This is a genomic window from Lactococcus sp. bn62 (assembly GCF_029492705.2).
GTDB lineage: Bacteria > Bacillota > Bacilli > Lactobacillales > Streptococcaceae > Lactococcus > Lactococcus petauri.
On the sequence record NZ_CP120417.1, the window covers coordinates 1,336,209 to 1,361,333 of the forward strand.

Below are 25,125 nucleotides of genomic sequence, written 5' to 3' on the forward strand. Positions count from 1 at the left end.
TATAAATAAACAAACTTTTAGAGGTTAGTTCCATTCTCTTAAAGTAATTATGACAATCAAAATAGAAAAAGAAACAAAAAAAGCAAGAACTCGCTTGCTTTTTATATTTTTTCACTGAGCATTTCCCAGCGCTCATATTTTGTCTCAAGTTCTGTCGTTACTTGATCTAATTCTTTTTGAAGAGTAGAAAGCATACCGGCATCTGAACCATTTTCGTTCATTTCAGAATCAATTTCTTCTATTCGTTCTTCTAATTTTGCAATATCTTCTTCGATGGTTGCCCATTCTTGCTTCTCGGCCCAAGTCATCTTTGGTTTTACATCTTCGCGTACGCGTGTATCAACTTTCGGAGTAGCTACTTCCACAGGAGCTGCCACTTTTGTCGCCAAGTAGTCACTATAAGCACCAAAAAGATGGTTAATTTTTCCATCCTCAAAAGCCAAAAGCTCATTGGAAACCTTGTCTTGGAAATACCGGTCGTGACTTACGGTAATTACAGCGCCAGGGAATTTTGCAAGAAAATCTTCTAAAACTGTCAAAGTTGCAATATCCAAATCATTGGTTGGCTCGTCCAAGAGCAGAACATTAGGTTGTGTTAATAATATTTTTAAGAGGTAAACGCGCTTCTTCTCACCACCAGAAAGTTTACGAATCAAAGTCCCATGTGTGCTTCTTGGAAAGAGGAATTGTTCCAAAAGATTAACAATCGAAATTGTCTCACCGCTTGTATTTTGGCTAGCGGAAGCTACTTCTTCCAAGAAATTAATGATGCGTTTATCCTCTTCAAGTCCACGTATTTCTTGACTGAAGTATCCAATCTTAACAGTCTCACCGATATCCATCGTTCCTGACGTCAACTCAAGTTCTCCGGCGATAATATTGAGCAAGGTTGATTTACCTACACCATTATCACCAACGATACCAACACGACTTTTATTCTGTACAATCCAGTTCAAGTCAGAAAAGATTGGACGATCAGGAAATGCAAAAGCTGCATTTTCAAAATTAATGACTTTTTTTCCTAAACGTGTCGTCGCCAAGCTGATGTCTACATCACCCAAGTCTTTATCTGTACGTACATCTTCTTTTAAGCTTTCAAAACGGTCAATACGTGCCTGTTGTTTAGTTGCTCGTGCTTGCGGAGACTTGCGTATCCAAGCTAATTCTGATTTGTAAAGCTGTTGGTTTTTATGCAAGCTTGCAGCTTCACGTTCCTCTGCTTCAGCACGTTGCGCCAAATAATCTTGATAATTCCCTTGGTATTCTTTGAGTTTTGACTTGTCTAGCTCAAATATACGTGTCGCCACATTGTCCAAAAAATAACGATCATGTGTCACAAAAAGCACTGTTCTCTTACTATTTTTGAGATAGTTTTGCAGCCATGCGATAGTATCCACATCAAGGTGGTTGGTAGGTTCATCCAGCAAAAGTAAATCAGACGGATTGACGAGCGCTTGGGCTAATTGCACACGGCGCTTTTGTCCTCCTGAAAGCGAGCCTATCTTTGAAGAAAAATCTGGCAATTTGAGTTTTGTTAAAACTGTTTTCACATCTGCTTCTACTTGCCAAGCGTTTAAAGCATCCATATCAGATTGGGCACGTTCAAATTTGCTTAAATCTTCAATATTTAAAAGTGCAGCTTCATATCTTTTTATGGCCTTCATTTGGGGAAGTGAATCATCCAGAACAGTATCCATGATACTTGCTTCATCATCAAAATCTGGCTCTTGAGTCAAATAGGTAATTTTATAATCTTGGGGGTGAGTAAATGGAGAAACATCTCCATCAAAACCTTGAATGCCCGCAATCGTATTAAGCAAAGTTGTTTTACCTGTACCATTTGTGCCCAATAGCCCTATGCGATCGAGGTTATGTATAATAAATGAAATTTTATCAAAAAGTGTTTTATCTCCTACGCTTTTTGTTAATTCTGATACTAAAAAATCTGCCATGTTCTATCTAAATCCTATCTTTTTCTCTGAATACTCTTATTTATTATAGCACAAGTTAAGAAAGGCAAAGAGCCTTGACCCTTTGCCTTTCAACATTAAATAAAATACTACACATTAAAACTAGAAAAACTATCTGAGCTCAGATCTGTTAAATCTGCATTTCCTAAATCTAATAAGTAAATGCGAATTTTCTGTGCAAAGCTCATACCGCTTTGCGTATTTTCGATAGTTTTCTTGACTACCGGTATATCATCTGTGATTAAGCCATCAACATCGTATAGACGCATACGTTGTACTGTATTGGCATCATTAACATCCCAAGCATAAACTTTTTTACCATAATCGTGCGCTTTTTCCACAAATTCCGAATCCAATGTCGATATTTCAACTGAAAATGCATCAACATTACTTTTCGGTACTCCGATAAGGTTGTAGGTCATAATGTAAAATACAAAAGCAGATGAATCATGATTTTTTAGACTGCGTGACAATTCAAAGCTTAAAGATTGTACTTGATGTTTTCTTGCTTCAATATCTTTTTTATAACGTTGCAAGAAATTTTTACTTACTGCATTGACATCTTCCTTAAGCGGGATTTTAATTTCAATCAGTAATTTTTGATCAAGCCTATCTGCTTCTTTCAAGTATTCATCAAAGCTTGGTAAAGGGGCAGATTTACCATTTTCTCGGACAGTGAGTTTGGTGAGTTCAGCTAAAGTCAATTCATTTACTTTCTTGTTCACTCCAGCTAAATGACGTAAATTTTCATCATGCATGACAACAAATTGCTTGTCCTTTGTTTCACGTACATCCATCTCAACATAATCTGGATGATAGGTTTGGCTAGTTTCAATCAAGGCGGGAATTGTATTTTGAACACCATTTTTCTCGGACACACCACGATGTGAAATAATAAGTGGATTTGATAAGGTATCCTGGCTGAGGTAATAAACGTTAAAAACACCAATGAGCGCAATAAACAGGACTGTAAAAAGCCCCAATAAACTTCGGCTCATCCAACGCCAACCTTTAGGCAATAGTTGAAAAGCTTTTAGCTCAACATAGATTTCTTCTGGTGTTAATTCCTCTAACAAATTAATGACCACATAGAAAATCAAAATCAGTGACAAAAGCATGTGTAGTAAAGCTGAAACTTGGATAATAAACATAATCATCGTCGCAGATGCTAACGCTATTTGAGGCATGTGATGATCAATTGCGGATTGCAACAAAATCAAGAGTTGACTGATTACCCAGAAAGAAGCCAGTAAACTGATGAAAATTGCTATAAAGCGGAAAAAGAAAACTTTAAATTTTCCTTTGCTCATCTGCCAGCTGACACTCAATGAGGTCCTAAGTTTTTTCTGCTGCAAAATCATGAGCGGCAGAACAAAAATTAGACGGTATCCAATAAACATGGATAATAAAGTCAGTAAAATGTAGGCTGTCAAAAGCCACCAATTGTTAGTTGCAATAAACTCCAAGATGAAGTTAGGCACTTGAATAGCGGAAATAATGTCTATACCGCTGGCAAAACCACTTAAAGGCAAAACTAACATAAAATAAAACAAGAAAAATAAGATAAGAGAGGGTCTGAGATGTCGCAACCGTGAAAATGTTGCATAAAGTAACTCAGGAATTGTGACTTTTTCTTTTTGCTTCACAAAGTGAACCAGTATCGTTAGAAAAGTAAATTCTAAGAATACCGAAACTACAATCAGGACCAAAATACCTACTAGAGCAAACGCTGTGAGGGGATGTTGACTGAAAATCGAGAGTACATTATCATAAGCCAGATAATCAATCTCCTTGCGGTGAAGTAAAAAATTAGTGGTCGCTGTTAATGTCGGAACTACAACGAGTAAAAGTAAGAGGTGAAAAAAGATGACGGGACCAAAATAATGAAACGTATTTTTAAAAAAGTCTTTTGTTGATTGGAATGTTTTACGCATTTTCCTTGCTTTCTTTTTAATAAATTAAAATGTAAGATAAATTTCTTCTTTTTATTTTAGCACAATATGTTTTGAAAACTAAGAACCTACTTTACGCTCGTTTAGGGGATAGACAGTTTTTAGTATTTTGTATAGGGCACAAAAAAAAGCACATAAGTGCTTTTATCAGAATTAATCGTTGAAATCATAACGGAGTTTCATGCGATTTGAACCTGAAATTACCATACGCCCCAGCATTTCAGTCATTGCTTTTAATGCAAACACTGCTAATTCTTCATTTGCTGCTTGTAGGTCTGCTGCAGCTCCCGCTTTATCCGTTTTATTTTGGATTTCACGGAATTTACCTACAGTTGCCAATTCATAGGTATCACGTAAATCAACGTACTTGCTGTAATCTGTATCACCAAGAAGTGCTGCTGTACAACTGAGCCAGTACATATTATTCAAGTCAAATGTCGCTGTTGCATCACGATAGCAAGCTGGTGTATCATCAACATTTGTGTAGAAAGGTACGACATGGTTGAAGGTATTTGCCCCAAATGCCAACCATTGAATACCTGCAAGTTTTTCATCAACATGATTACGGATTTGTAAAATGTGTACACTGTGGTTACGGTTGATCCCAATTGGACGGAAAAGTTGTGCTTGTTCCGGCGTATTTGTTGTACCGTAAGTATCAAATTCAGTATTTTCAAAGTGGCTTGAGAGCACAAATTTCATGTCTTCTACTGAAATTTTACGTGTGGCTTTACAGATGAATGGCAATTCTGGATTTTGAGGATCGTCACTTGGCGTTCCCAAAGCGTTTTGACCATACCAAGTACGTGGATTGTTATATACACTATCTTTAACTGAGCTGGAACCAAAGATATGACGTAAATTATAACCTTCAAAATCTGGGTTAAGATGGTTTTCATCAATCAGTTCTTTCAAATCTTTTGAACAAAGTGTATCTTCACTTTCAAAATCAAAATGATCAATGTTCATGCGGTTAGGCGCAACCACATAAGAATCATCTGGAATACGTACTGCTGCCCAATGATGGCCACCAATTGTTTCCAACCACCAAACTTCTTCCTTATCAGCAAAAGCAATACCGTTAGGTTCATATGTTCCATATTGATCAAGAAGGGCACCTAAGCGTTCAACACCTTCACGCGCACTGTGGATGTAAGGCAAGACAAGAGTAACATAGTCTTCTTCTCCCATGCCGCTTTCTTCATTGTAAGGGTCAAGTCCTAAGATACGTGGGTTTGTTGTAATTGTTTCTGTAGCTGACATTGCAACATTTGCAGCATTAATCCCTGCAGCAGCCCAAGTTCCGCTTGTTAAAACAGCATTTGGTGTAGCAGTATAACGCATTGGGTTTTCTGGAAGGTCCAGTTCCAAAGCACTTAACACAGCTTTATAATGACGCGGTTGTTGATCTGGTTGAACCACAACAAAGCGTTGTGGATCCAGTGCTTCATGTCCATCGTCATTACGAGCGATAAGTGTTGAGCCATCAATTGAGGCTTTTTTCCCCACCAAAATAGTAGTACATGAACCTTGTTTACGAGTAATCATAGAATCTCCTTAATATATATTAAAATTTTGTTTCTATCATTTTTTAATTGGTTGTTAACGACTTGTTCTTCAATCTGATGTAGCAGCTTCCCTAAAATCGGACCTGGCTTGATATTAAATGTTTGAATAATGTCATTTCCAGTTACTGCAAGCTCTGACTTGCTATGTATCTGGAGCTTTGCATCATAGATATAAGCCTGATCACAATCAATATCTTGCCCTGCGGCAACTTTTAGCTGATCAACCAGCAGAGCTTTTTCTAACCCATAGCGATAAATGCTCTCTAAACTCCAACTTTCAAGCTTATAGGCTTCTGTCAAATCATACACATATTTGATAAAGTCATTCGACACCTTCCATTTTTTCAAGAAAGCTTTAACATTTATCTGATCACTATGCACTAAGAGCGCAGCCCAAGCTTGCTCTGAATTGACAAAAGTAAAGGACGCCTTTAGAGTTTGAAGTAAAGCTTGTATAGCTTTTTCTTGCAAGTCCGGCAAAAAAGTATAAGCTTGCGAAGTTAACAATATTTCTAAGCCTTTTTTCCAATTTTTAGCCAAAAGCAACTTGTCGACCTCAATGAAAATACGTTCAATAGAGATTTTGCTTAAAAGATGAGCACGCGATTGCATAGCTTTAAAGGTTTCTTTTTCAACATCGAAATTTAAAGTTGCAGCAAAACGCATTGCCCGCATAATCCGAAGCGCATCTTCATTGAAACGCTCCGTTGCAATTCCAACAGCACGCAAGCGTGACCCAGATAAATCAGAAAGACCATTGAACAAATCAATAATCTGTCCCTCAGTATCCATAGCAAAGGCATTAATCGTGAAATCGCGGCGTTTTAAATCTTCCGAAAGTTCTCGGACGAAATCTACAGAATCCGGACGGCGATAATCTGTATAAGTGCTTTCTGTACGAAAAGTAGTAATTTCATAGTGTTCAGCTTCAGATTGACCAGCTAAGACTAACACGGTACCGTGATCAATTCCCACATCAATTGTATGCGGAAATATGGCTTTGGTTTCAGCCGGATATGCACTGGTTGCAATATCCACATCATGGATTGGCCTTTGCAAAAGCGCATCCCGTACGCTTCCTCCTACAAAATAAGCCTCAAAACCATGTGCCTGTATTTTTTCCAAAACCGGCAAAGCTTGTACAAATTCTGACGGCAAATTCTCTAGTTTCATACTACTATTTTAGCACTTTTCATCTGAAAAAGAGTTACTGAGCAAATCTTTTTTAAATATAAAAACTTTTACTGCCAAAGAGTAATGAGAATACGGATATTTTAGGAGAAAAAGTCATTGTTATTCAACTTTCTTCTTATTTATAATAAAAAATGATTCTAAGGAGAATCATTTTTTATGGGGCGTGCTTACTTCACTGCACATAAGCGATAGATGGCTTCAGCATATATTTCCATCGTTTTACGCATGTCCGTAATTGCCCATTGTTCATTAGCTTGGTGCATATAGTCGGGTGTTTCAGGGAACATGGCCCCAAAGGCTACACAATTTTGCATCGTCCGAGCAAAGGTAGCTCCTCCAGAAACCATTGGCTCCGTCATATCTCCTGTAATTTCACGATAAGTAGCAAGAAGCGTTTGGATAAGTTCACTTTCTACCGGCACATAGAGAGGATTTAACCAATCATATTGCTTATATTCAAGTTGATAATCCGCTGCTTGAGCAGCAAGCTTTCCAGCCAGTTCATCTTTATCAATAGTTACAGGGATACGCATATCCACACCGATTTTTGTATGTTCAGGAGTGACCTCAACATCTGTGAAATTCATGGTTAATTCACCAGATTGCTCATCCATAACTTGGCCCACAACATTTTCACCTGTGGCATTTTCCTGAACAAGTTTACCCAAGAAATCAAGTGGCTTGAAGTCAAATACTTCTGCTAAGGCAATAGCCAAACGTAAAGTGGCATTTATCCCTTCTGGTGCCACCATAGCATGTACGCTTTTGCCCTGTACGGAAATTCCTTTTTCGGTTTCTTCATAAGAAAAACCATGCGCTGCCAAAGCTGCTTTTACTTCTGCTAATTTTTCTGAAGTGTAAGCCGCACGATCGGGGACGACATTTAAAGCGCCGGGCGCTTGTAATGTGAATTCTTTTGTGCCAGGTCCAGTAAGATAGGCTTGAAGCAACCCTTTTTCAGCATAGTTGAGCGGAAAATGAGAATCAGGTGCAAAGCCCATGGTGATTGCCTCTTCTTTTTCATTATATTTATCCAAACAACGCCAAAGTGTTTCTTCATCTGTACCAAAGATAAAACGGATTCGCCCGTCAAATGTCACACCAGCATCCATTAAAGCCTTCACTGCGTAGAGTGCAGCCATACTTGGTCCTTTATCGTCCTGGGTACCCCGCCCAATTAAAAGACCATCACGCTCGACCATTTCAAAAGAATCAGTTTCCCAGCCTGCTTGGTCTGCTGCAGGTACGACATCCATATGACAAAGTAAGCCAAAAAGTTTTTCGCCCTCGCCAGTCTCAGCGTAACCATAATAACCTTCAGGATCTTGGAAAGTCTTAAAACCTAATTCTTGACAAAGTTCCAAGACTTCTTCTAAAGCACCTAAAACTTTTTTCCCAAAAGGATGGCCTGGACCAGAATCACTCTCGTCTAATACAGAGGCATGTTTGACTAAACGTCCTAGTGATTGCACAGCTGCTGTTTGATATTCATCTGTAATAAAAGTTTTCATGTGACCTCCAACAAAAGCTCCCCCGATGGAAAGCTTTTTATTCATTTTTTATAATACTGCGGCAACTCCAAGGATAATCATGATTACAACCAACTGAATCACAATCAACTTGGCCATAAATTTCCACCATGTTCCGATATTAAAGCGGGCAATAGCAAGTGCACCCATAACAACAGCGGATGTTGGTGTGATAAGGTTCAAAATACCTGATGCAGATTGATAAGCAGTAATGACCAAATCTTTTGAAACATTGGCGAATTCGCCCATTGGACCCATGATCCCCATAGTAGCAGCTGCTAAACCTGATGTTGATGGAATCAAGAAACTCATTGGCAAATAGAAGATAAACGTTAAGATAATAAATAGACTTGATGAAAGTCCTTGAAGTCCTTGTTCACCCCAATGCAAGATTGTATCTGTAATCATCCCATTGTTCATCACAACCTGAATCCCACGTGCCACAGCTACGACGATAGCAACACCAATCATGTCTGATGCACCTTCGAGAAAGGCAGAAATAAATTCAGATTCTTTCATACGGTAAACGAAAGCAACCACAACGGCCATAACGATGAAGAGCATTGTAATTTCTGGGAAGTACCATGCACCAAACGGCACCATGCTCTTACCAAGAACAACACCTAAGCCTGGAATTGATGTCAGCCAAGTAGTAAAGTCATTAAAGAAAGTAAAGTGTTCATTCAACATATCCCATGGTACAAGTGACATGATCATAATGACAAAACTTCCGAAGAAAACAACATTGACCCGTTTTTGACGTTGCGTAATATTTTCCTGTTTTTCAATAGAAGCAATGTCGAAATGTTGGATATCTGCTTCGCGATTTTTATAAACTAAAGACTTTGTAGGATCTTTTTCAATCTTTGAAGCATAACGATAAACATAGAGAATTGAAATCCCTGTAAGTACGACTAGCATGAAGAAGCGAAGTCCCATACCTTGTCCCATGGAGATACCAACTGCTTGAGAAGCTACACCTGTAGCAAATGGATTCACTGTAGAAGCCAAACAACCAACTTGAGAGCCAACTAAAACGATGGCAACTGCCACGACCGTATCGAAACCAACCGCAATCATGACAGGGATAATCAAAGCATAGAAAGCCAATGTTTCTTCCGCCATCCCATACGTTGATCCCCCAAGTGCAAAGAGAATCATTAAGACCGGAATCAGCATCTTCTCCTTACCTTTAAAACGCTTAACGATTGAGGCAATACCTGCTTCAAGTGCACCGGTTTTATTTACTACACCTAAAAAGCCACCTACCATTAAAATAAAGAATGAGATAGGAATTGCGGCTGGCGTAGCAGGTACATTTCCATTTGCTTCAATACCTAACATCCCATTAACGGGAGCCATAAGCATGTCCCAAATCCCTTGAGGGTTTGAAGCTACCTGTGTAAATGATCCAGCAATAATATTGCCAGCATCATCTACTTTGTAATGTCCTGCTGGAATAAACCAGGTCAGGATTGCAATAAGGACAATGATGATGAAAAGAATCGTGTATGCCGATGGCATTTGGAATTTTTTCTTTCCAGTTTTTGCTTCCATTATATACCTCCTAATGTATATTTATGCGTATAATAACAACTTTAGTTTAATATTTTTTTAACTTAAAGTCAAACAAAACTTGAAATAAATAGACAATTATTTCTCAACGTTTATATGATTGCGTTTACACTTCCTTAAAAATAACTATTTTATAAAACGCCAAAAAAAAGAGAAGGAATGACTAAAATGTTTCCTTCTCTTTTCACAATTAATTTTTATACAATAAATTATTTCTTAGGTGAGAACCCGTAAGCAATCGCACCCAAGCCTAGGTGAGTTGCAATAACAGGTCCAAATGTTACGATTTCGACATCATCGTAGCCATGAGCTTTGGCAAAATCATAAAGGTCTTTCGCACGATCTTCCGCATCAGCATGGAGAACGTAGACCTTGTGCGACTTTGGATCACTATTCGCAAGCATCAGTTTCTTTAGCTCTGACACAGCTTTCTTGCTTGTACGCACCTTATCATATACAACAACTTTACCATCTTCTGAAAACTGTAAAATAGGTTTGATATTGAGGAGTGTTCCTAAAAGCTCTCCACCTCTCGACAGGCGCCCCCCTTTAGCTAACCAATGAAGGTCATCTACAAGCATGAAGGCATTGTCATTTTCTCTTTGATACTCAAACTGAGCAATAATTTCGTCAAATGACTTTCCGGCATCCGCCGCATCAAGTGCTGTCTCAATCATATAGCCAAGTGGACTAGAGGTGATAAAGGTTTCAGGAAACTTGACTACCATATCTTCAAATTCACTTTGTAGATAAAATGCATTTTGATAAAAACCTGAAATTCCTGAACTCAAAAAAGCACCTAAAACATGAGTATAGCCCTCTTGTCTTAGTGTTCGCAGTAATTCTTCTAATTCAAGAATGCTTGGTTGTGATGTTTTAGGCGCCTCTGAAGTTGCGGCCATCAACTTATACCACTCTTGGTGTGTCATTTCACTTGGTTTATATTCTTTTCCCTCAATAGATATGGGAATTTCCAAGACAAATAAATCGTCACGATTTTTATATTGTTCGGCAAAGTCTGCCGAAGTATCTGTAATAATAGCTAATTTCATAATAAATAATCTTGAAAAAATCCTTAAAATTGGAGGTTGATGCCCGGTTGGTCAAGGGCAACCTCTGTTGTTTCGTACACCAAGCGCTTCAAAAGATCAAAAAGTGGGTCAGCAATTTGAGCCATTTCTTCTTGTTCTAATTCAGATTGCTCTTTCACTTGGCGACCACGAATGTAGTTAAGTTGGCTGAGCATACCTGATAAGACAATATTCTCCAAAGGAATCATATATGTCAAGATAGCATAAATTGCTGTATCTTCTGCAGCAACTTTTCCGTCAGGTACTTGATCGTGAGGCACTAACTGAAATTGTACATTGATATTTGTTTCAGGTGTTCCGTTTTCTTTTTCCCATTCGTAATTACGTGCATCATAGTGAAATTGATTTACAAATTCTTTATCACGTTCTAATGTTAATGTCATTTCCATTCACTCCAATTTTTTATTTTCTTGTCGGAGATATCTCCAAAATATGCTTTCTCATCTAAAAGCAAAGTGGCTACACCTGCGTTTATACCTGCTTCAATATCAAGAGGACGATCACCAATCATGACTGTTTCTTCTGGCACCAACTTATATTTGTGAATCAAATATTCCAAAGCTTCTGGACTTGGTTTCCGTGCAAAATTTTGCTGACTGGTAATGACTTCCGTAAAGTATTTTTTTAGTTCACCCAGATATTCAAAGGTAGCATCATCACGATGACTGAGGACAAAATTTTGTCCGCCATTTTCTACAATTTCTGACAAAATTTGTGGGATTTCAGGGTAAACCTGAGGATTGACTTGCATCTCTGCTTCTATTTTATGATACAAATCAAGAAAGTCATCGTCTGCAAACTCAAAAGCGAATTTACGAATAGAGAAGCGTTTGATATAAGCTTCTAAATCCCCCGGAAATTCTACTGAAGATTGCTTCATTGCTTCACGCAAGGCCTCTAACATTACAGGATAGGTATTGAAGAGTGTTCCATCAAAATCCCAAATATAATTTTTCCAAGCCATCAAGATTTTTCTCTTTCCATCTTTAGCTGTTTCAAAATCTCCTCTTCTTCTGCATTTGTCTCGTACTGCTCCAACAAATCCGGACGTCGTGCTAAAGTTTTTTTCAAGCTCTCCGTCAAGCGCCATTTACGAATATTTTCGTGATGACCGGACATCAGAACGCTTGGGACCTTCTTCCCACGAAACTCTTCTGGACGTGTATATTGCGGATACTCAAGTAATCCTGAAGAAAAAGAATCATCCTCATGACTGGCTGCTTTACCTAAAGCTCCAGGCAGCAAGCGTACTACAGAATCAACAATAACAGTAGCTGCTACTTCTCCGCCTGTTAAGACAAAGTCGCCAAGCGAAATCTCATCCGTCACTAGATCTTTAATTCGTTCATCATAACCTTCATAATGTCCACAAATAAAAATTAGATGCTCTTCTTGGGCAAGCTCTTCAGCCATTTTTTGATTGTAGCGTTTGCCTGCAGGATCAAGGAGAATCACACGCGCCTTTTCATGCGGAATCTTATCCATTGTATCATAGATAGGTTGCGGCATCAGCAACATGCCTTGACCTCCGCCATAAGGCATATCATCCACATGTCTTTGCTTGTTGCTCGCATTTTCGCGAAAATCGTGGGTATGAAGTTCAAGCAGTCCCTTTTCTTGTGCTTTCCCAACTATCGATTGGTTGAGTGAGTCGAACATATTTGGAAAAATGGTTAAAATATCAACTTTCATCCTAATCGTCCAAACCTTCCATAATTTCTACATCCACCCTTTTAGCTTGAAGATCAACATTCAATACAACAGGTGGAATATAAGGAAGAAGCAAGTCACGCTTGCCTTTACGTTTGACGACCCACACATCATTTGCACCTGGTTGAAGAATTTCGCTAACCTGTCCAATTAATTGATCATTTTCATATACATCTAAACCAATAATTTCATGATAATAAAATTCGCCTTCGTCCAAATCCTTCAACTTGTCCTCAGCTATTTTTAAAGTAAATTCCTTAAAGCCTTCAACATCATTAATATGATAAAAGCCATCAAATTTGACGATATAAAAATTCTTTTGTTTTCTAGATGATTTAACTTTCAAATCTTGGACATAATTTCCTTTTTTGTCAAAAAGAGCCAAAATTGTGTTTTTTGCAAAACGTTCTTCAGCAAAATCGGTAACTGAAATCACACGAACTTCTCCTTGAAGCCCTTGTGTGTTCACTATTGTGCCTACATTGTAAAATTTTGTCATACAGATATTTTATCATAATTCACGTATTATTTCCCTATATGCTTCTGTAAGTGTTTCTTCCTTTAAAAAAAGTTAGTTTTGAGGTAATTAACTTTTAATTAAAGTAAAAACCGATTTGATAAATCCTCAAATCGGTATAAAATTTTTAATTTTTTTCGCGCTTCGCACCATACAAAGAATAGATCACAATACCTAACAAAATCCAGATAAAACAGTATAGTTTCGCAAGTGAATCAAGATTTTCAAATACAATAATCGAGCCTATTGCGCCCAGAGCTGGTAAAATCGGGTAAAATGGCATTTTGTAACTTGCTTGTGGTAAGTCTTTGCCCTCACGCGGACGTAAAGCAAACATCCCGATCGAAACAAAGACAAAAGCAATCAACGTACCTGCGGAAATCAATTGTGCCAGGAAGGTAAATGGGAAAAAAGCCCCAATAATTATTGCAACCGTAGTTAAAACAACCAAAGCATTGGTTGGATTCTCACGCTTGTCTACATCTCCCAATACTTTTGGAAGCATTCCGTCACGACCAAAAGCATAAATCAGTCGAGACCCCGCTAAAATCATTCCCAGTAAAGCAATAAACATTCCGGCATCAGCAACTATTGAAATCACTTGTGAAACCAAAGGAAAACCTGCTTCTGATAAAGCCCAAGATACAGGAGCTGCATTATTTGCATACTCAGTATAAGGATGCATGCCGACAAGAACAAGCGTGACTGCTGAAAACAGAACCACGGCAATGATGAGCGAGCCTACAATACCTAAAGGCATTGTACGTTTGGGGTTTTTAGCTTCAGCTGAATTAGCCGCAATCGAATCAAAGCCAATATAAGCAAGGAAAATCATTGAAACACCCGATAAAATTCCCGATAAACCTCCAAAGCCTGTAGTAGGATTGTGCTTAGGTATAAACGGTGTATAATTTTGGGGTTTAATCACTGTTAAACCTACAACAATAAATGTGATAATGGCAATAATTTTTAACACAACTAAGATTTGCGCAATTATTCCAGCATCATTAGAGCCCCGCCATACAAGAAGAGCGGCAATTAAAATAACAATTAAAGAAATAATATCAACGATACCACCATTAGTGCCAAGTGGATTAGCTAAAGCCGCAGGTAAATGTATATTAGAGGTTGCTAGAATATGCTGGAATGTAGCCGAGAAGCCCGAGCCTACAAAGGCTACGGCAATAAAGTATTCTGCAAGTAAGGCCCAACCCGCAATCCAGCCAAATCCCTCACCAAAGAGCACTGAAATCCATGAGTAGGCTGAGCCAGCAAAGGGCATAACACTGGCCATTTCAGCATAGGCCAATGCGACCATACCAGCAACAACTGCAGCAATCAAAAATGAAAATACAACAGCTGGTCCTGCAAATTGTGCAGCAACAATTCCTGGTAAAGTAAAGATTGAAGTAGAAATAATCGTTCCCACTCCTAAAGCCAAGAAGTCTTTAACCCCCAATGTTTTTTCTAATCTACTGTCCTTTTTACTGTAGGTTTCAAATTTTGCTTTTGTCGAAAATCCCAAATTTCTTTTTCTCCCTTCTTCTTATAGCTTATTTTTCCATGGATATAAGCTATAATTTAAAATATTAAAAATTTTAACTAGGTAAAATTGTACCATTTTATTTAAAATTATACAAACTATTATTGTGTTTTTTATTTTAAGTTGATGAATGAAAAATATTTTATATATATATTAGTTTGTTTATGATAGTATATAATTGTGGAATTTTTTAATAATATATTGGTTATTAAGAGACAATTGCAGATAGTTTATTGGAGGTTTTATGAATTTTTATGATATTGGTTTCTTGAAAACACAAGCGGGCTTAACAGATTACCTATGGTATATTTTCATTTTTGGTTCACTCATACTACTTATCGTTGTTTTTTCGTTATATTTGAAGCATCGAATCAAGACGAAATATCGAGATCTTAGTCTCATTTTTTTCTTGTTCCTCATCCTTTCTCTTGGAATACAGTATTCAAATTATCAGGTTAATCAGTCACGGCATTCTCAATCCTCTCAAATGGTCAATTTTGTTGAGCAATTTGCAGATAATATGAAGGTTGAGCAAAAAGACATTCTGGTAAGTTCAACTCAACTTACTGATGGAATCATTGTAAAAGTAAAAGATGATTTTTACACGGTCAATCTCAATGCCGATCAGCAATCCTATACTATCACCGAAACCCATCTGCTCAATAATAAAATCAATATTATTTCTAAATAATAAGAAAGGTTAGCTATGCAATTATACAGTCCAATAATAATCAAATTTGCCCTCGGAATTGTTTGTTTAATTATCCAAATTAACATCATGGGAAAAGGTAATCTTGCACCTTCATCAGCAATGGATCAAGTTCAAAATTATGTCCTAGGTGGGATAATTGGAGGTGTCATTTATAATGATTCTATAACCGTCTTGCAATTTGTCCTTGTCTTAATCATCTGGACTCTTCTTGTACTTCTCCTAAAATTTGCTAAAGAACATAATCGTTATATTAAAGTCATCGTAGACGGAAAGCCACTTACTTTAATTCAAGATGGAAAAATAAAAGTTACGGAGTGTTTGAAAAATGGGATTTCTGCAAATGAACTTATGTTTAAGCTACGCTCTAATGGAATTTATGAAGTTCAAAATGTAAAGCGCGCAATTTTAGAGCAAAATGGTCAATTAACAATTATCGAATTTGGAGGAGAAAACATTAAATACCCGATCATTGTAGACGGACAAGCCAACTATGATGTTTTAGATATTATAAATAAAAACGAAGAGTGGCTCGAAACTAAAATCGTTGAAAACGGCTTTCATAAAATTACTGAAGTCTATCTAGGAGAATATATTTCGGGCGAATTAAAACTCTACGGCTATCATGATTAAACTCCACTCATATTAAAAAAGGATAATGAATAAATTTATTTATTTTTCTTTTCCAGTAATGTAAAACAAAAGCCCAAGAAAATAATAATTTTCTTGGGCTTTTACTTATACTTTTTTTGAATCGCGTTTAGTTTTTCTTTCGACTTAGGCATAAATCATGAATATAGTACAAGGCATTATGCTTTATCGTCACTATTTGTCACATGGAATGTAAATCAGTTCGTAAACAACTTTGTGGTAATTTTTGCATAATTCTTGCACTCCAAAATGCTCGTTTATACGGCGTTCCAACTCCCGTTTACTGCATTCATCCTCAAAATACGCGTGGAAAAAGGCTTTTGAAATCATTTCTGTTTTTTCAAAAGTAAATTGTTGCACAAAAAATTCTTGCTTCTCTTTTTGAAGAAAGTTTTTGTAGTCTGCCATCCATTTTAACTCTGGGTTCACTTCCTGATTATAAGGAGAAAATAAGCTATCTTCATCCTTAACCAATCGGAAGATAAGGCACCACTTTTGACTGAGTTGCCACAATTCTTTTATCTTTTCAGGACGATTCAAAGCAGGATTCATTGCGGAAAAAACAACTTGAAATTTTTTATTTGTTTTAATCATCGCCTCTTGGCTAATCCTAAGGAAATCGACATGCCCTGATTTTCTTTTCTCTCTTGCCAGTTCTAACATCTTTGGTGAAATATCTGCTAAAGTATATTTCTTAACTTGGTCCTGAAATACGGACAAGTAACGCCCGCTTCCTCCTGCAATATCTAAAAGTGTTTGACAAGGTAGAATTTTCTCTTGTACAAGGAACTTTCCTAACTCTTGAGCAATCGGGAAAGGCGATTCCTGTTGTATTTCTTCATATTCTTCAGCAAAACCATCCCAAAAATAGACGAGCTCTTGTTCTTCTTCAGTCACTTTCCTTTTTCCTCCTGATATGCATTTCTTGCTTATACAAGTTGTTCTTGATTTTCTTGTTAATTCTAAAACATTTTAGAATTATTGTACTATATCTGCCTGTTTAATCATAGAAAAAAACCACCCAAAGAGTGATTTTTTATAAGAATTGTATTAATCTTTTGTTTTACCCAAGAAGAATGATACAACGGCTACCACAATAACGGCACCGATGATTGAGGGAATCAAAGCCATACCGGCTAATGAAGGACCCCAGCTTCCGAGAAGGGCTTGACCCACAGCAGAACCAACTAAACCGGCTAAGATATTAGCAATCCATCCCATAGATTTACCTTTACTTGTGATTGCTCCTGCTATCACCCCAATAATTGCACCAACAATAAGTGACCAAATCATAAAAATACCTCTTTCCTTTAAAATAATATTATAATTTCATAACAATTTCATTATAACAAAATCATAATATTCAAGCAAACAACTTGTTTATTATTTTTAGGTAAGCTTAAGCTAGAGGTTACATTGTTATATTATGTCACTAATTATTTACTCTGTTTCAGTGCTTCTTTAAAAATTTCAACATTTTCTTTAAAAATGTATTTACTCAATTGTTTACTTAGCATTGGACTAACATTACGATAAGCCATAGATGGTGTATTAGGCACACAATAGTAATAAATACCTTTTCCTTTATAGATTGAGTCCTTCATTGTTGTGAAATGGTTCCCTTCAATAGTATTCCCCGCATCAGCTGCCGTATCTATGATGAAACTTCCTCTCTTCAGTTGTTTTTGATCCTCTAAGGATAAAATGGGGGCATTACCCGCTCCAACTTCGATACCATTGATGATAATATCGTAAGTGCAAAAAGTTTCCTTAAAAACCGGAAGTGTCCGTCGGTAGAACATTTTTACATTTGAAGAAAATTTTGAAACTGCATGAAAGGCGCCTTGTGAGACATTTCCTGAGCCAAGAACTGCTATTCTAGTGCTTTCATCTGGTAAAATGCCAAACTTCAGCAGAGCATCTAAAGTACCAGCATAACCAGCAAAAAAACTATTACGTTCCATAATACCTGATGGTATCTGTATTTCGATGACTTTATCCTTATAATAAATAGCAGGGAAATTATTATCTAAATCAACAACAATAAGCTCTTTAGGAATGGCTTGTTCTTTCATAAAAGACTTACCAGAGCCATAAGGATGGGTCCAACCGATGATGATTTGGCCCTTTTTAATATAGTCATAGTCACTTGGCTGGATAAGTTTCAATGAAAAAATCGCTTCAGACTGTTTGAAGACTTCTTCTCTTGAAAGGATTTTACACCCTGCTTTTTCATATTCAACATCTTCAATATCTAAAAACTCTCCAAATCCAGTTTCAATCAGCAATTGATTATCAAAATCTGTAATGTCTTGTGGTAATAGTGGAACACGACGTTCTCCTGGGAAATTTGCCTTAATAAAACCTAAAATCATAATTTTCTCCTTCTTTCTATTTTTTGAGATACAAATTGTATTATTTACCAATTTTGTATCCCCTTTCATTATTCTATCACTTTTATTTTTTAAATCCTATCAATATCTTTCTGAATTTTCGGAATATTACTCCATAAGTCAGATATATATGCAATCTAAGCTCTTATTTTTTTGGAATAATGAAAAAATAATAAACCAATCATTTGAATCCGCCTTCCAGATGTGTTATTTTAAGAATAGAAATGTATGTCAGCACATACTAGAAAAGAGGTATTTTATGATTTGGTCACTTATTGTCGGAGCCATCATTGGCTTAATTGCAGGAGTCATCACTAAAGGAGGCTCCATGGGCTGGATTGCCAACATCTTAGCCGGTTTAGTCGGTTCTGCTGTGGGTCAAGCCCTCCTCGGAAGCTGGGGGCCTTCATTGGCCGGTATGGCTTTGATTCCCTCAATCATCGGTGCCGTTATTGTGGTAGCCGTTGTATCCTTTGTTTTATCAAAAATGAGTCATTAATTTTTTCGTTAAAGCATCTAGAAAGGAGGCCTTGTGTCATCTGGAAAGAAATTTATTCTCATCGTATTTGATCTCCTCCTACTTTCTCTTGTAGTTCCTTCAGCTTGGGATTACTACAATTTAGTGGAGTATGGCGATATGACAAGTGCTTCAAGTCAAGTCGTCTATATCGGTGAATTCATACCTGTCTATCTATTCTGGGGAAATGCTATCTTGGCTGTTATTTTAATAATTGCCTTACTCATCATTGCATTTTATCCTCGTACCTATATTGATATTGAACTACCTACTCATGGTGGAAAACTCACTTTAAAACGTTCAGCTATTGAAGGACTTGTCCGTGAGAAAGTTCTCGAAAATGACTTTCTCAAATCTCCGCGCATTAATGTTACACTCTATAAAAAGAAAATAAACATTGATGTGAAGGGGGAAATCATTCCTCGGGTCGAAATTGCTGAAAAATCACGATTGCTCGAACAAGAGATTATTGATAGCTTAAAACTTTTCTTTGGTGTAGATCAACCTGTAAAAATAAAAGTTGAAGTAAATGCATTAAATAAAGAAACAAACAATAAACGCTCTCGCGTTGTATAGGAGGTGTCAATGGATTATCTGGAAAGATATCGATATCCAATTATTGGTGGCATTATCGGTGGTATAGCTGCCATTGCCATCTTCACTATTGGTTTTTGGAAAATGGTTCTACTGTTGATATTAATTGGCTTTGGTGTAATAGCGGGCTTATTTCTACAAAAGACTGGAATCATTGAACACTTAAAAAATCGGAAATAACTTAAAAATAAGGAGAATTAAATGGTACAAGAAAACATGAAACCCTTTGGAACAATGGCCGAAACTGAGCATACTGCTTCTAAGAATCACGAAAATACTCAGGATATCAAAGGAGAATTAACTTACGAAGACAAAGTAGTCCAAAAAATTGTAGGATTAGCTTTAGAAACCGTGGATGGCTTACTGGCTGTTGAAGGTGGCTTCTTCTCTAACTTAACTGGAAAACTTGTAAATACGGATGACGTAACTTCTGGAGTTGATGTTGAAGTGGGCAAAACACAAGTTGCAGTAGATTTGAAAGTTATCACAGAATACCGTAAAAATGTTCCAGAAATTTATAACCGCATCAAGGATGTTATCCGTAAAGAAGTTGCAAACATGACGGACCTAGATGTTGTAGAAGTTAATGTAACAGTTACAGACATTAAGACAAAAGAACAACAAAAAGATGACGAAGTAACTGTCCAAGATCGTGTGGTTGACGCAGCGCAAACGACAGGAAAATTTACCTCAAAACAAGTCGATAAAGTAAAAGATAAAGTTGACGACATGACGCCTGAAAATGGGAGAGTAGAGTAAGCATTTCCGCTTCTTTCTTAAAATCTAACTTCTAAGTTGGCCTCTATGATAGGGGCCTTTTGGCTATCATATCATATCTTATTTTACTTTTGGAAGTGACTCTTTTTGGAGGAAAGTCAATGTTTAAATATAAAATCCTTAAAGCTTTAGAAGTTGCTGCTTCTAAAATAGCTCCCCTTGAAAGTGAAGAGGATAATACCTTATTTTACTTTTATCAACCTGACCGTCAATTTTTCAAACATCTAAATAATCAATATCAACAGGATCTCTCTTCTTTGTTTTATGATAAAAAAGAGGCTAACTATTTCTTTAATAAGGGAGAGAATGGAAATGGATATATCACTTTACTTCTTCTCTATCCAAGAGAGAGGGAGGAAGCTGAATTTGAGCATATGGTTGACTCTCTACTTATTTTAAAGCTTGAACATTCAGTAATGATTATTACTGAAGATAAAGAAGACTTCATCTTAGAATTCCTTAAAAACTGCCAGAAGGAATTAAAAACCGAAGAAATTTTGGTTGACTTGATTAATGCAGCTCTTGCTAAAATGACCGAAGATGCGCAAAAAATTAGGGATGAAATTATAAAATTAGAGACCTCGATTAATGATAATGGTCCTACACGCTCACTCTTCAGTCAATTACTTCAACTCAAAAAATATTTAATCAGTTTATCCCTAACCTATGATAGTGATGACAAAATAATAGAATTTTTTAAGCGTGAAAAAAATACTTTGAATTTAGACGAAAACGGACATAGCGGCATTATAAAACTTGAGGAAAATTTAGACAGTTTAAAAAAGCTTACTCAAGCCTATAATAAATATCTTGCTAGCTTAGATACAATGGTCAACAATCTAAGTTCCTTCCGTCTCAATACCATAATGAAAACTCTCACCGAAATTTCTATCGTTTTGACTATACCAACCATGATTTATGGCTTTTGGGGCATAAATCTTAAACTTCCCTTTGAAGAATTCTCCTTTGGTTTCCTATTGGTTTTGGCGATTTCGCTCGCCCTTAGTGGTGGTGTCTGGTATTGGTTGAGAAAAATAAAACTTTTATAAAAAGAAAAACATCCAACTTTAGGATGTTTTTTATTTCAAGTGAAAATATTTATTAAGCTTTTGCATATTTTGCAGATTCTTGGCCAGCTTGACGTCCAAAGATAATGATATCAGCGACTGCATTTCCTCCGATACGATTACCACCGTGCAAACCACCTGTAACTTCACCAGCGGCATATAAACCTTTTATTGGTTGACCATCTTCTTTTAGAACTTGTGTTTGTGTATTAATTTTGACACCAGCCATAGTGTGATGAATTCCTGGTGCAACTTTAATAGCATAAACCTTTCCAGAAATATCATTGGTCATCCCTGTTGTACGTCCAAATTCTGAATCCTTTTTATCGGCCACTGCTTTGTTCCATTTAGTCACTGTTGCTTTAAGTTCTTCTGGTTTTATATCAAGTTTTTTCGCAAGTTCCTCAACATTATCTGCCTCAACAACCATATTTTTAGAAATATATTGATCTACAGCTTTAACTTTATCCTTTGTTCCTTCACCAAAAATGGCATAGGCATATTTGCCATCTTGTTTGAGCTCCGCTGCGGAAACTTTATCACGTGTATCCATTTCATTAAAGAAACGATTACCTTCTTTGTTTACGAGAATAGCTCCCTCACCACGAATTGACTCAGATACAAGATATCCTGTTTTTTGGAAAACAGTAGGGTGAATTTGAATTTTATCCATATCAACCAAAGCACCTCCAAGAGCGGAAATCATTTCAATCCCATCCCCAGTAGAACCAGCTGCATTAGTTGTGACATAGTCTTTCAAGTCAGGACGATATTTAGCAATCATTTTCTGATTGGCCCCAAATCCACCTGTTGTTACAACGACAGCTTTTGAGTCAACTTGTTTTGTTTCACCTTCGATTTTAACTTCGACACCTGAGACTTTTCCGTCTTTTTCATTTATTTTTGTCACATCACTATTAACAAAAACTGGAATATCACGTTTAGATATATTTTCTTCTAATCCTTTAACAAGATAAGCTCCGACAGCTGAACCATCATGTGGACGGTGTGTTCTAGAAACACTCATCCCACCTGTAGTCGTTAAATTATCAAGGACTATATCATTCTGTGCTAACCAATCTACTGCTGCTGCAGAATGATCGACAAAGTAACGAAGGAGTTCTTTATCATTTGTTCCTCCACCACCTTTAAGTGTTTCTTCATAAAATTTATCATTTGAGTCTGTAACACCTTGTGATTTTTCGACAGATGTTTCCGAAGCGTTCAATCCAGCAGATGCTTTGGAAGTGTTTCCGCCAGCCATCGGCATTTTCTCAAGAATAACAGGATTCATTCCCGCATCCTTCGCCTCGATAGCTGCTGTCATCCCTGCACCACCAGAACCAACGATGATGACATCATAGCTTTTTTTCAAGCTTGACGGTTCTGCATAAGTCATAGTTTTGCTGGCGCCTGTTTTAGCATCAGTCTTTTCTGATGAACTAGAAGACGTACTTTTATTTTGAGCATTTCCTCCACATGCCGTCAATGAAAGGCCAACAATGGCAAGCAATCCTAATTTTGTCCAAATTTTCATAATCTCTCCTTGTGTTTGTATTCACATGAACAAATAGAATTCTACCATGTCCTATCTGGTTTGTCAAGTTTATATTAAAAAGTGCACAAAATATAAGAAATGTCTTTTTAAAATATTTATCAAAAAAAGTTCACATTTTTATGTGAACTTTTGACTATCTACAAATCATCAAAATCTAGATGATTTTTTCTACTTTAGTTATCTCTAACTCACTTGGAGTCACTCTGTCCATTTCAAGAATCCTTATCTGTAAATTATTCAAAACTTTAATACTCCCTACGTCAAATTCTTCTCTATTTTCCAGATAAGCATTAATAATATAACCACTGATAGTATTGCTTGCCGAAGGATTATCGAAATCAGTATCAAACTTATCTTCAATTTCAGATAAAGGAGTTTTCCCTTTGACATGATAAATTCCTGGTTCAACTTCGACAATATTTTCTTCTTCATGGTCTTGCTCGTCTTGAATATCACCCACAAGTTCTTCAAGAATATCTTCAATCGTTACTAAACCGCTGGTTCCACCATATTCATCAGACAAAATTGCGAAATGTTTGTGTTCACTTTGCATTTGTGAAAGCAAGATTTTGACTGGGCTAGTATCGATAAAGACAATGGGTTCCTGAGCAATCGTACGCACTTTCTGCATTGGCGACACAAGATACTCCTTAATAAGAGCTTGGAGAGTCACATATCCTAAGATATTGTCCTTAGATTTGCCAATGACTGGGAAACGCGTGTGTCCTTTTTCAATTGCAAACTCTAGCGCTTCTTTAATTGTTTTATCTGAAGCAATTGTTTCCATATCGAGACGAGGGACCATAATTTCTTTGGCTAATAAATCATCAAATTCAAAAACTTTGTTGAGATACTCGTATTCTTTTTCGTTAATTTCACCTTTAGCAAAGCTTTGGTTGGCTATCAAAAGGAGTTCTTCTTCCGAATGTGTTTCTTCTCCTTCTGATGCCAGGCTAAGATTAAAGAGCTTCCCAATAGAGCTTGCGGAAACATTCAACAGCCAGACAAAGGGATATGTAAGCTTGTAAAAATAGTGCAAAGGTCTTACGACTGCTAAAACAACAGCTTCTGTCTTCGAAATACTGAGTGATTTCGGAATCAATTCACCAATTACGACGTGAACAAAAGTAATCAGCAAGAAAGCTAAAACAATTGAAAAGCTTTCTGCAATCGTATTAGGCAGTGGAAAATAATGAATCACAGGCGCAAGTAAGGCGTGAATTGTGCTTTCTCCAACCCAACCAATAGCCAAAGAAGTCAATGTAATCCCTAGCTGACAGGCGCTCAAGTATGAATCCAAATGCTCCACAACAACAATAGCTAATTTTGCTTGTTTGTTGCCCTCAGCTGCCAGTGTTTCTAAACGACTTTTACGTATTTTCACCAAAGAAAACTCAGATGCAACAAAGAAAGCTGTAAAAGCAATCATTAATACTATTATTATAAGATTTACCGTCAATAGATTATCCCCTTTATTTTTTAATCATTCTTAAAAATTCTCTCTTCTCTATTATAGCAAAAACTTTACCGGTCCTCATTGCGACACTGCTTGTTTAATAAAAAAGCACTAGAATTCTAGATGCTTTTTATTATACGCTCGTATTATCTCTGACTCTCAGACTTAACTTGACTACTTTTCACCTTTTGTAGCCAATCAAGTCGAAAGTTTTCTCTTTGGATGGCAAAGTCTAAAACTAAAAAATGTCCATCTTTTTCTTTAGGATTATCTCCTCCAAAGATAAGTGCTTGACGTTGCAGAAGATAATTCAGTTTTTTCTTATGTACTTCTATTTCTTCATTAATTAAGTCAATAATTCGGACATCGTCGTCATTCTTCAAAAAGTACAACCTTAACATAAATTCGTCCTTTTGAACGGCATAGAGTTCAGCAGGCGCTTGAATCCATTGGTCAAACATTTCACGCCCCTTATCTGTGATGTAGTACTTTTTTTTCTTTAATTTGGCACCAACAATTTCGACATCAAAATCGACTGCTTCAGCCTCAAAAAGTTTTCTTAAGGTCGGATAAATTTGTCCCGTATTTGCTTGCCAAAATTCGCCCACTTCGCTTTCGAAATTTTTCTTTAAATCATATCCTGTTAATGGTTCGTGCTTCAACAAACCCAAAATAATATAAGACAATTTATCTTCACTGGCCATTTTATTTCTCCCTTATTCCATAATAACCCAATTTTTAAAAATTGTAAATG

At 36.7% G+C, this 25,125-nt stretch carries 25 protein-coding genes; 7 read left to right on the forward strand and 18 right to left on the reverse strand.

Annotation, left to right across the window (positions count from 1 at the left end; translation table 11 throughout):
* Window positions 1–101 precede the first annotated feature (101 nt).
* The 12 genes from P3G65_RS06965 to P3G65_RS07020 all read right to left on the reverse strand — a co-directional run bounded on the left by P3G65_RS06965 (window position 102) and on the right by P3G65_RS07020 (window position 14,631).
* On the reverse strand, window positions 102–1,952 hold the full coding sequence (locus P3G65_RS06965) for an ABC-F family ATP-binding cassette domain-containing protein (protein WP_019292370.1): 1,851 nt from the start codon (window positions 1,950–1,952) through the stop codon (window positions 102–104).
* A 107-nt stretch (window positions 1,953–2,059) separates the two neighbouring features.
* Window positions 2,060–3,904 (reverse strand): glycerophosphoryl diester phosphodiesterase membrane domain-containing protein, encoded by a 1,845-nt coding sequence (locus P3G65_RS06970; RefSeq protein ID WP_019292371.1) that lies wholly within the window; start codon window positions 3,902–3,904, stop codon window positions 2,060–2,062.
* 171 nt (window positions 3,905–4,075) lie between these two features.
* Window positions 4,076–5,470, reverse strand: coding sequence for a C69 family dipeptidase (locus P3G65_RS06975; RefSeq protein ID WP_019292372.1), 1,395 nt, complete (start codon window positions 5,468–5,470; stop codon window positions 4,076–4,078).
* The gene (locus P3G65_RS06980; RefSeq protein WP_019292373.1) at window positions 5,467–6,663 is read right to left on the reverse strand and encodes a CCA tRNA nucleotidyltransferase; all 1,197 of its coding nucleotides are present in this window, start codon (window positions 6,661–6,663) and stop codon (window positions 5,467–5,469) included. Before P3G65_RS06980 ends, P3G65_RS06975 begins: the two co-directional genes overlap by 4 nt.
* 188 nt (window positions 6,664–6,851) lie before the next feature.
* Window positions 6,852–8,195, reverse strand: coding sequence for a M20 family metallopeptidase (locus P3G65_RS06985; protein ID WP_284071138.1), 1,344 nt, complete (start codon window positions 8,193–8,195; stop codon window positions 6,852–6,854).
* A gap of 48 nt (window positions 8,196–8,243) precedes the next feature.
* Window positions 8,244–9,770 carry a YfcC family protein gene (locus P3G65_RS06990; RefSeq protein ID WP_284071139.1) on the reverse strand — a complete coding sequence of 509 codons (1,527 nt, stop codon included), beginning with the start codon at window positions 9,768–9,770 and terminating at the stop codon, window positions 8,244–8,246.
* A 227-nt stretch (window positions 9,771–9,997) separates the two neighbouring features.
* A complete protein-coding gene (locus tag P3G65_RS06995; protein ID WP_019292376.1) occupies window positions 9,998–10,840 on the reverse strand; it encodes a DegV family protein in 843 nt (280 codons plus the stop codon).
* Between the two features lie 23 nt (window positions 10,841–10,863).
* Window positions 10,864–11,262 carry a DUF1149 family protein gene (locus tag P3G65_RS07000; protein WP_050810949.1) on the reverse strand — a complete coding sequence of 133 codons (399 nt, stop codon included), beginning with the start codon at window positions 11,260–11,262 and terminating at the stop codon, window positions 10,864–10,866.
* Window positions 11,259–11,843, reverse strand: a complete 585-nt coding sequence (locus P3G65_RS07005) for an HAD-IA family hydrolase (RefSeq protein ID WP_019292378.1) — start codon at window positions 11,841–11,843, stop codon at window positions 11,259–11,261. The genes P3G65_RS07000 and P3G65_RS07005 overlap by 4 nt, the downstream gene beginning before the upstream one ends.
* The gene (gene trmD, locus P3G65_RS07010) at window positions 11,843–12,571 is read right to left on the reverse strand and encodes a tRNA (guanosine(37)-N1)-methyltransferase TrmD (RefSeq protein WP_019292379.1); all 729 of its coding nucleotides are present in this window, start codon (window positions 12,569–12,571) and stop codon (window positions 11,843–11,845) included. Before trmD ends, P3G65_RS07005 begins: the two co-directional genes overlap by 1 nt.
* A 1-nt stretch (window position 12,572) precedes the next feature.
* A complete protein-coding gene (rimM, locus tag P3G65_RS07015; RefSeq protein WP_017370130.1) occupies window positions 12,573–13,088 on the reverse strand; it encodes a ribosome maturation factor RimM in 516 nt (171 codons plus the stop codon).
* A gap of 145 nt (window positions 13,089–13,233) precedes the next feature.
* Window positions 13,234–14,631 carry an APC family permease gene (locus tag P3G65_RS07020; RefSeq protein ID WP_019292380.1) on the reverse strand — a complete coding sequence of 466 codons (1,398 nt, stop codon included), beginning with the start codon at window positions 14,629–14,631 and terminating at the stop codon, window positions 13,234–13,236.
* 262 nt (window positions 14,632–14,893) lie between these two features.
* Between P3G65_RS07020 and P3G65_RS07025 the strand changes: the two genes are divergently transcribed.
* The gene (locus P3G65_RS07025; RefSeq protein WP_019292381.1) at window positions 14,894–15,340 is read left to right on the forward strand and encodes a DUF3290 domain-containing protein; all 447 of its coding nucleotides are present in this window, start codon (window positions 14,894–14,896) and stop codon (window positions 15,338–15,340) included.
* A 15-nt stretch (window positions 15,341–15,355) separates the two neighbouring features.
* A complete protein-coding gene (locus P3G65_RS07030; RefSeq protein ID WP_019292382.1) occupies window positions 15,356–15,991 on the forward strand; it encodes a DUF421 domain-containing protein in 636 nt (211 codons plus the stop codon).
* Between the two features lie 192 nt (window positions 15,992–16,183).
* Here P3G65_RS07030 and P3G65_RS07035 read toward each other — a convergent pair whose 3' ends face one another.
* From P3G65_RS07035 to P3G65_RS07045, 3 genes are all read right to left on the reverse strand, one after another.
* A complete protein-coding gene (locus tag P3G65_RS07035; RefSeq protein WP_019292383.1) occupies window positions 16,184–16,906 on the reverse strand; it encodes a bifunctional 2-polyprenyl-6-hydroxyphenol methylase/3-demethylubiquinol 3-O-methyltransferase UbiG in 723 nt (240 codons plus the stop codon).
* A gap of 153 nt (window positions 16,907–17,059) precedes the next feature.
* A complete protein-coding gene (locus tag P3G65_RS07040; protein WP_014024978.1) occupies window positions 17,060–17,302 on the reverse strand; it encodes a GlsB/YeaQ/YmgE family stress response membrane protein in 243 nt (80 codons plus the stop codon).
* Window positions 17,303–17,445: 143 nt separating this feature from the next.
* Window positions 17,446–18,384 (reverse strand): N(5)-(carboxyethyl)ornithine synthase, encoded by a 939-nt coding sequence (locus tag P3G65_RS07045; RefSeq protein WP_019292384.1) that lies wholly within the window; start codon window positions 18,382–18,384, stop codon window positions 17,446–17,448.
* 277 nt (window positions 18,385–18,661) lie between these two features.
* On the opposite strand from P3G65_RS07045, the gene P3G65_RS07050 reads away from it, so the two are divergent.
* The 5 genes from P3G65_RS07050 (at window position 18,662) to P3G65_RS07070 (ending at window position 21,339) form a co-directional block, all read left to right on the forward strand.
* Window positions 18,662–18,901 (forward strand): GlsB/YeaQ/YmgE family stress response membrane protein, encoded by a 240-nt coding sequence (locus tag P3G65_RS07050; protein WP_004256350.1) that lies wholly within the window; start codon window positions 18,662–18,664, stop codon window positions 18,899–18,901.
* 33 nt (window positions 18,902–18,934) lie between these two features.
* The gene (gene amaP, locus P3G65_RS07055) at window positions 18,935–19,495 is read left to right on the forward strand and encodes an alkaline shock response membrane anchor protein AmaP (RefSeq protein WP_019292385.1); all 561 of its coding nucleotides are present in this window, start codon (window positions 18,935–18,937) and stop codon (window positions 19,493–19,495) included.
* 9 nt (window positions 19,496–19,504) lie between these two features.
* Window positions 19,505–19,693: a DUF2273 domain-containing protein gene (locus P3G65_RS07060; protein ID WP_014024981.1), complete on the forward strand. Its 189-nt coding sequence runs from the start codon at window positions 19,505–19,507 to the stop codon at window positions 19,691–19,693.
* A gap of 21 nt (window positions 19,694–19,714) precedes the next feature.
* The gene (locus tag P3G65_RS07065) at window positions 19,715–20,272 is read left to right on the forward strand and encodes an Asp23/Gls24 family envelope stress response protein (RefSeq protein WP_019292386.1); all 558 of its coding nucleotides are present in this window, start codon (window positions 19,715–19,717) and stop codon (window positions 20,270–20,272) included.
* 119 nt (window positions 20,273–20,391) lie between these two features.
* The gene (locus P3G65_RS07070; protein WP_019292387.1) at window positions 20,392–21,339 is read left to right on the forward strand and encodes a magnesium transporter CorA family protein; all 948 of its coding nucleotides are present in this window, start codon (window positions 20,392–20,394) and stop codon (window positions 21,337–21,339) included.
* A gap of 52 nt (window positions 21,340–21,391) precedes the next feature.
* Here P3G65_RS07070 and P3G65_RS07075 read toward each other — a convergent pair whose 3' ends face one another.
* The 3 genes from P3G65_RS07075 to P3G65_RS07085 form a co-directional block, all read right to left on the reverse strand.
* Complete coding sequence (locus P3G65_RS07075) at window positions 21,392–22,894, reverse strand: flavocytochrome c (protein WP_019292388.1); 1,503 nt, start codon at window positions 22,892–22,894, stop codon at window positions 21,392–21,394.
* Window positions 22,895–23,069: 175 nt separating this feature from the next.
* Window positions 23,070–24,374, reverse strand: coding sequence for a hemolysin family protein (locus P3G65_RS07080; protein WP_019292389.1), 1,305 nt, complete (start codon window positions 24,372–24,374; stop codon window positions 23,070–23,072).
* A gap of 143 nt (window positions 24,375–24,517) precedes the next feature.
* A complete protein-coding gene (locus P3G65_RS07085; protein ID WP_019292390.1) occupies window positions 24,518–25,075 on the reverse strand; it encodes a PadR family transcriptional regulator in 558 nt (185 codons plus the stop codon).
* Between the last annotated feature and the right edge of the window lie 50 nt (window positions 25,076–25,125).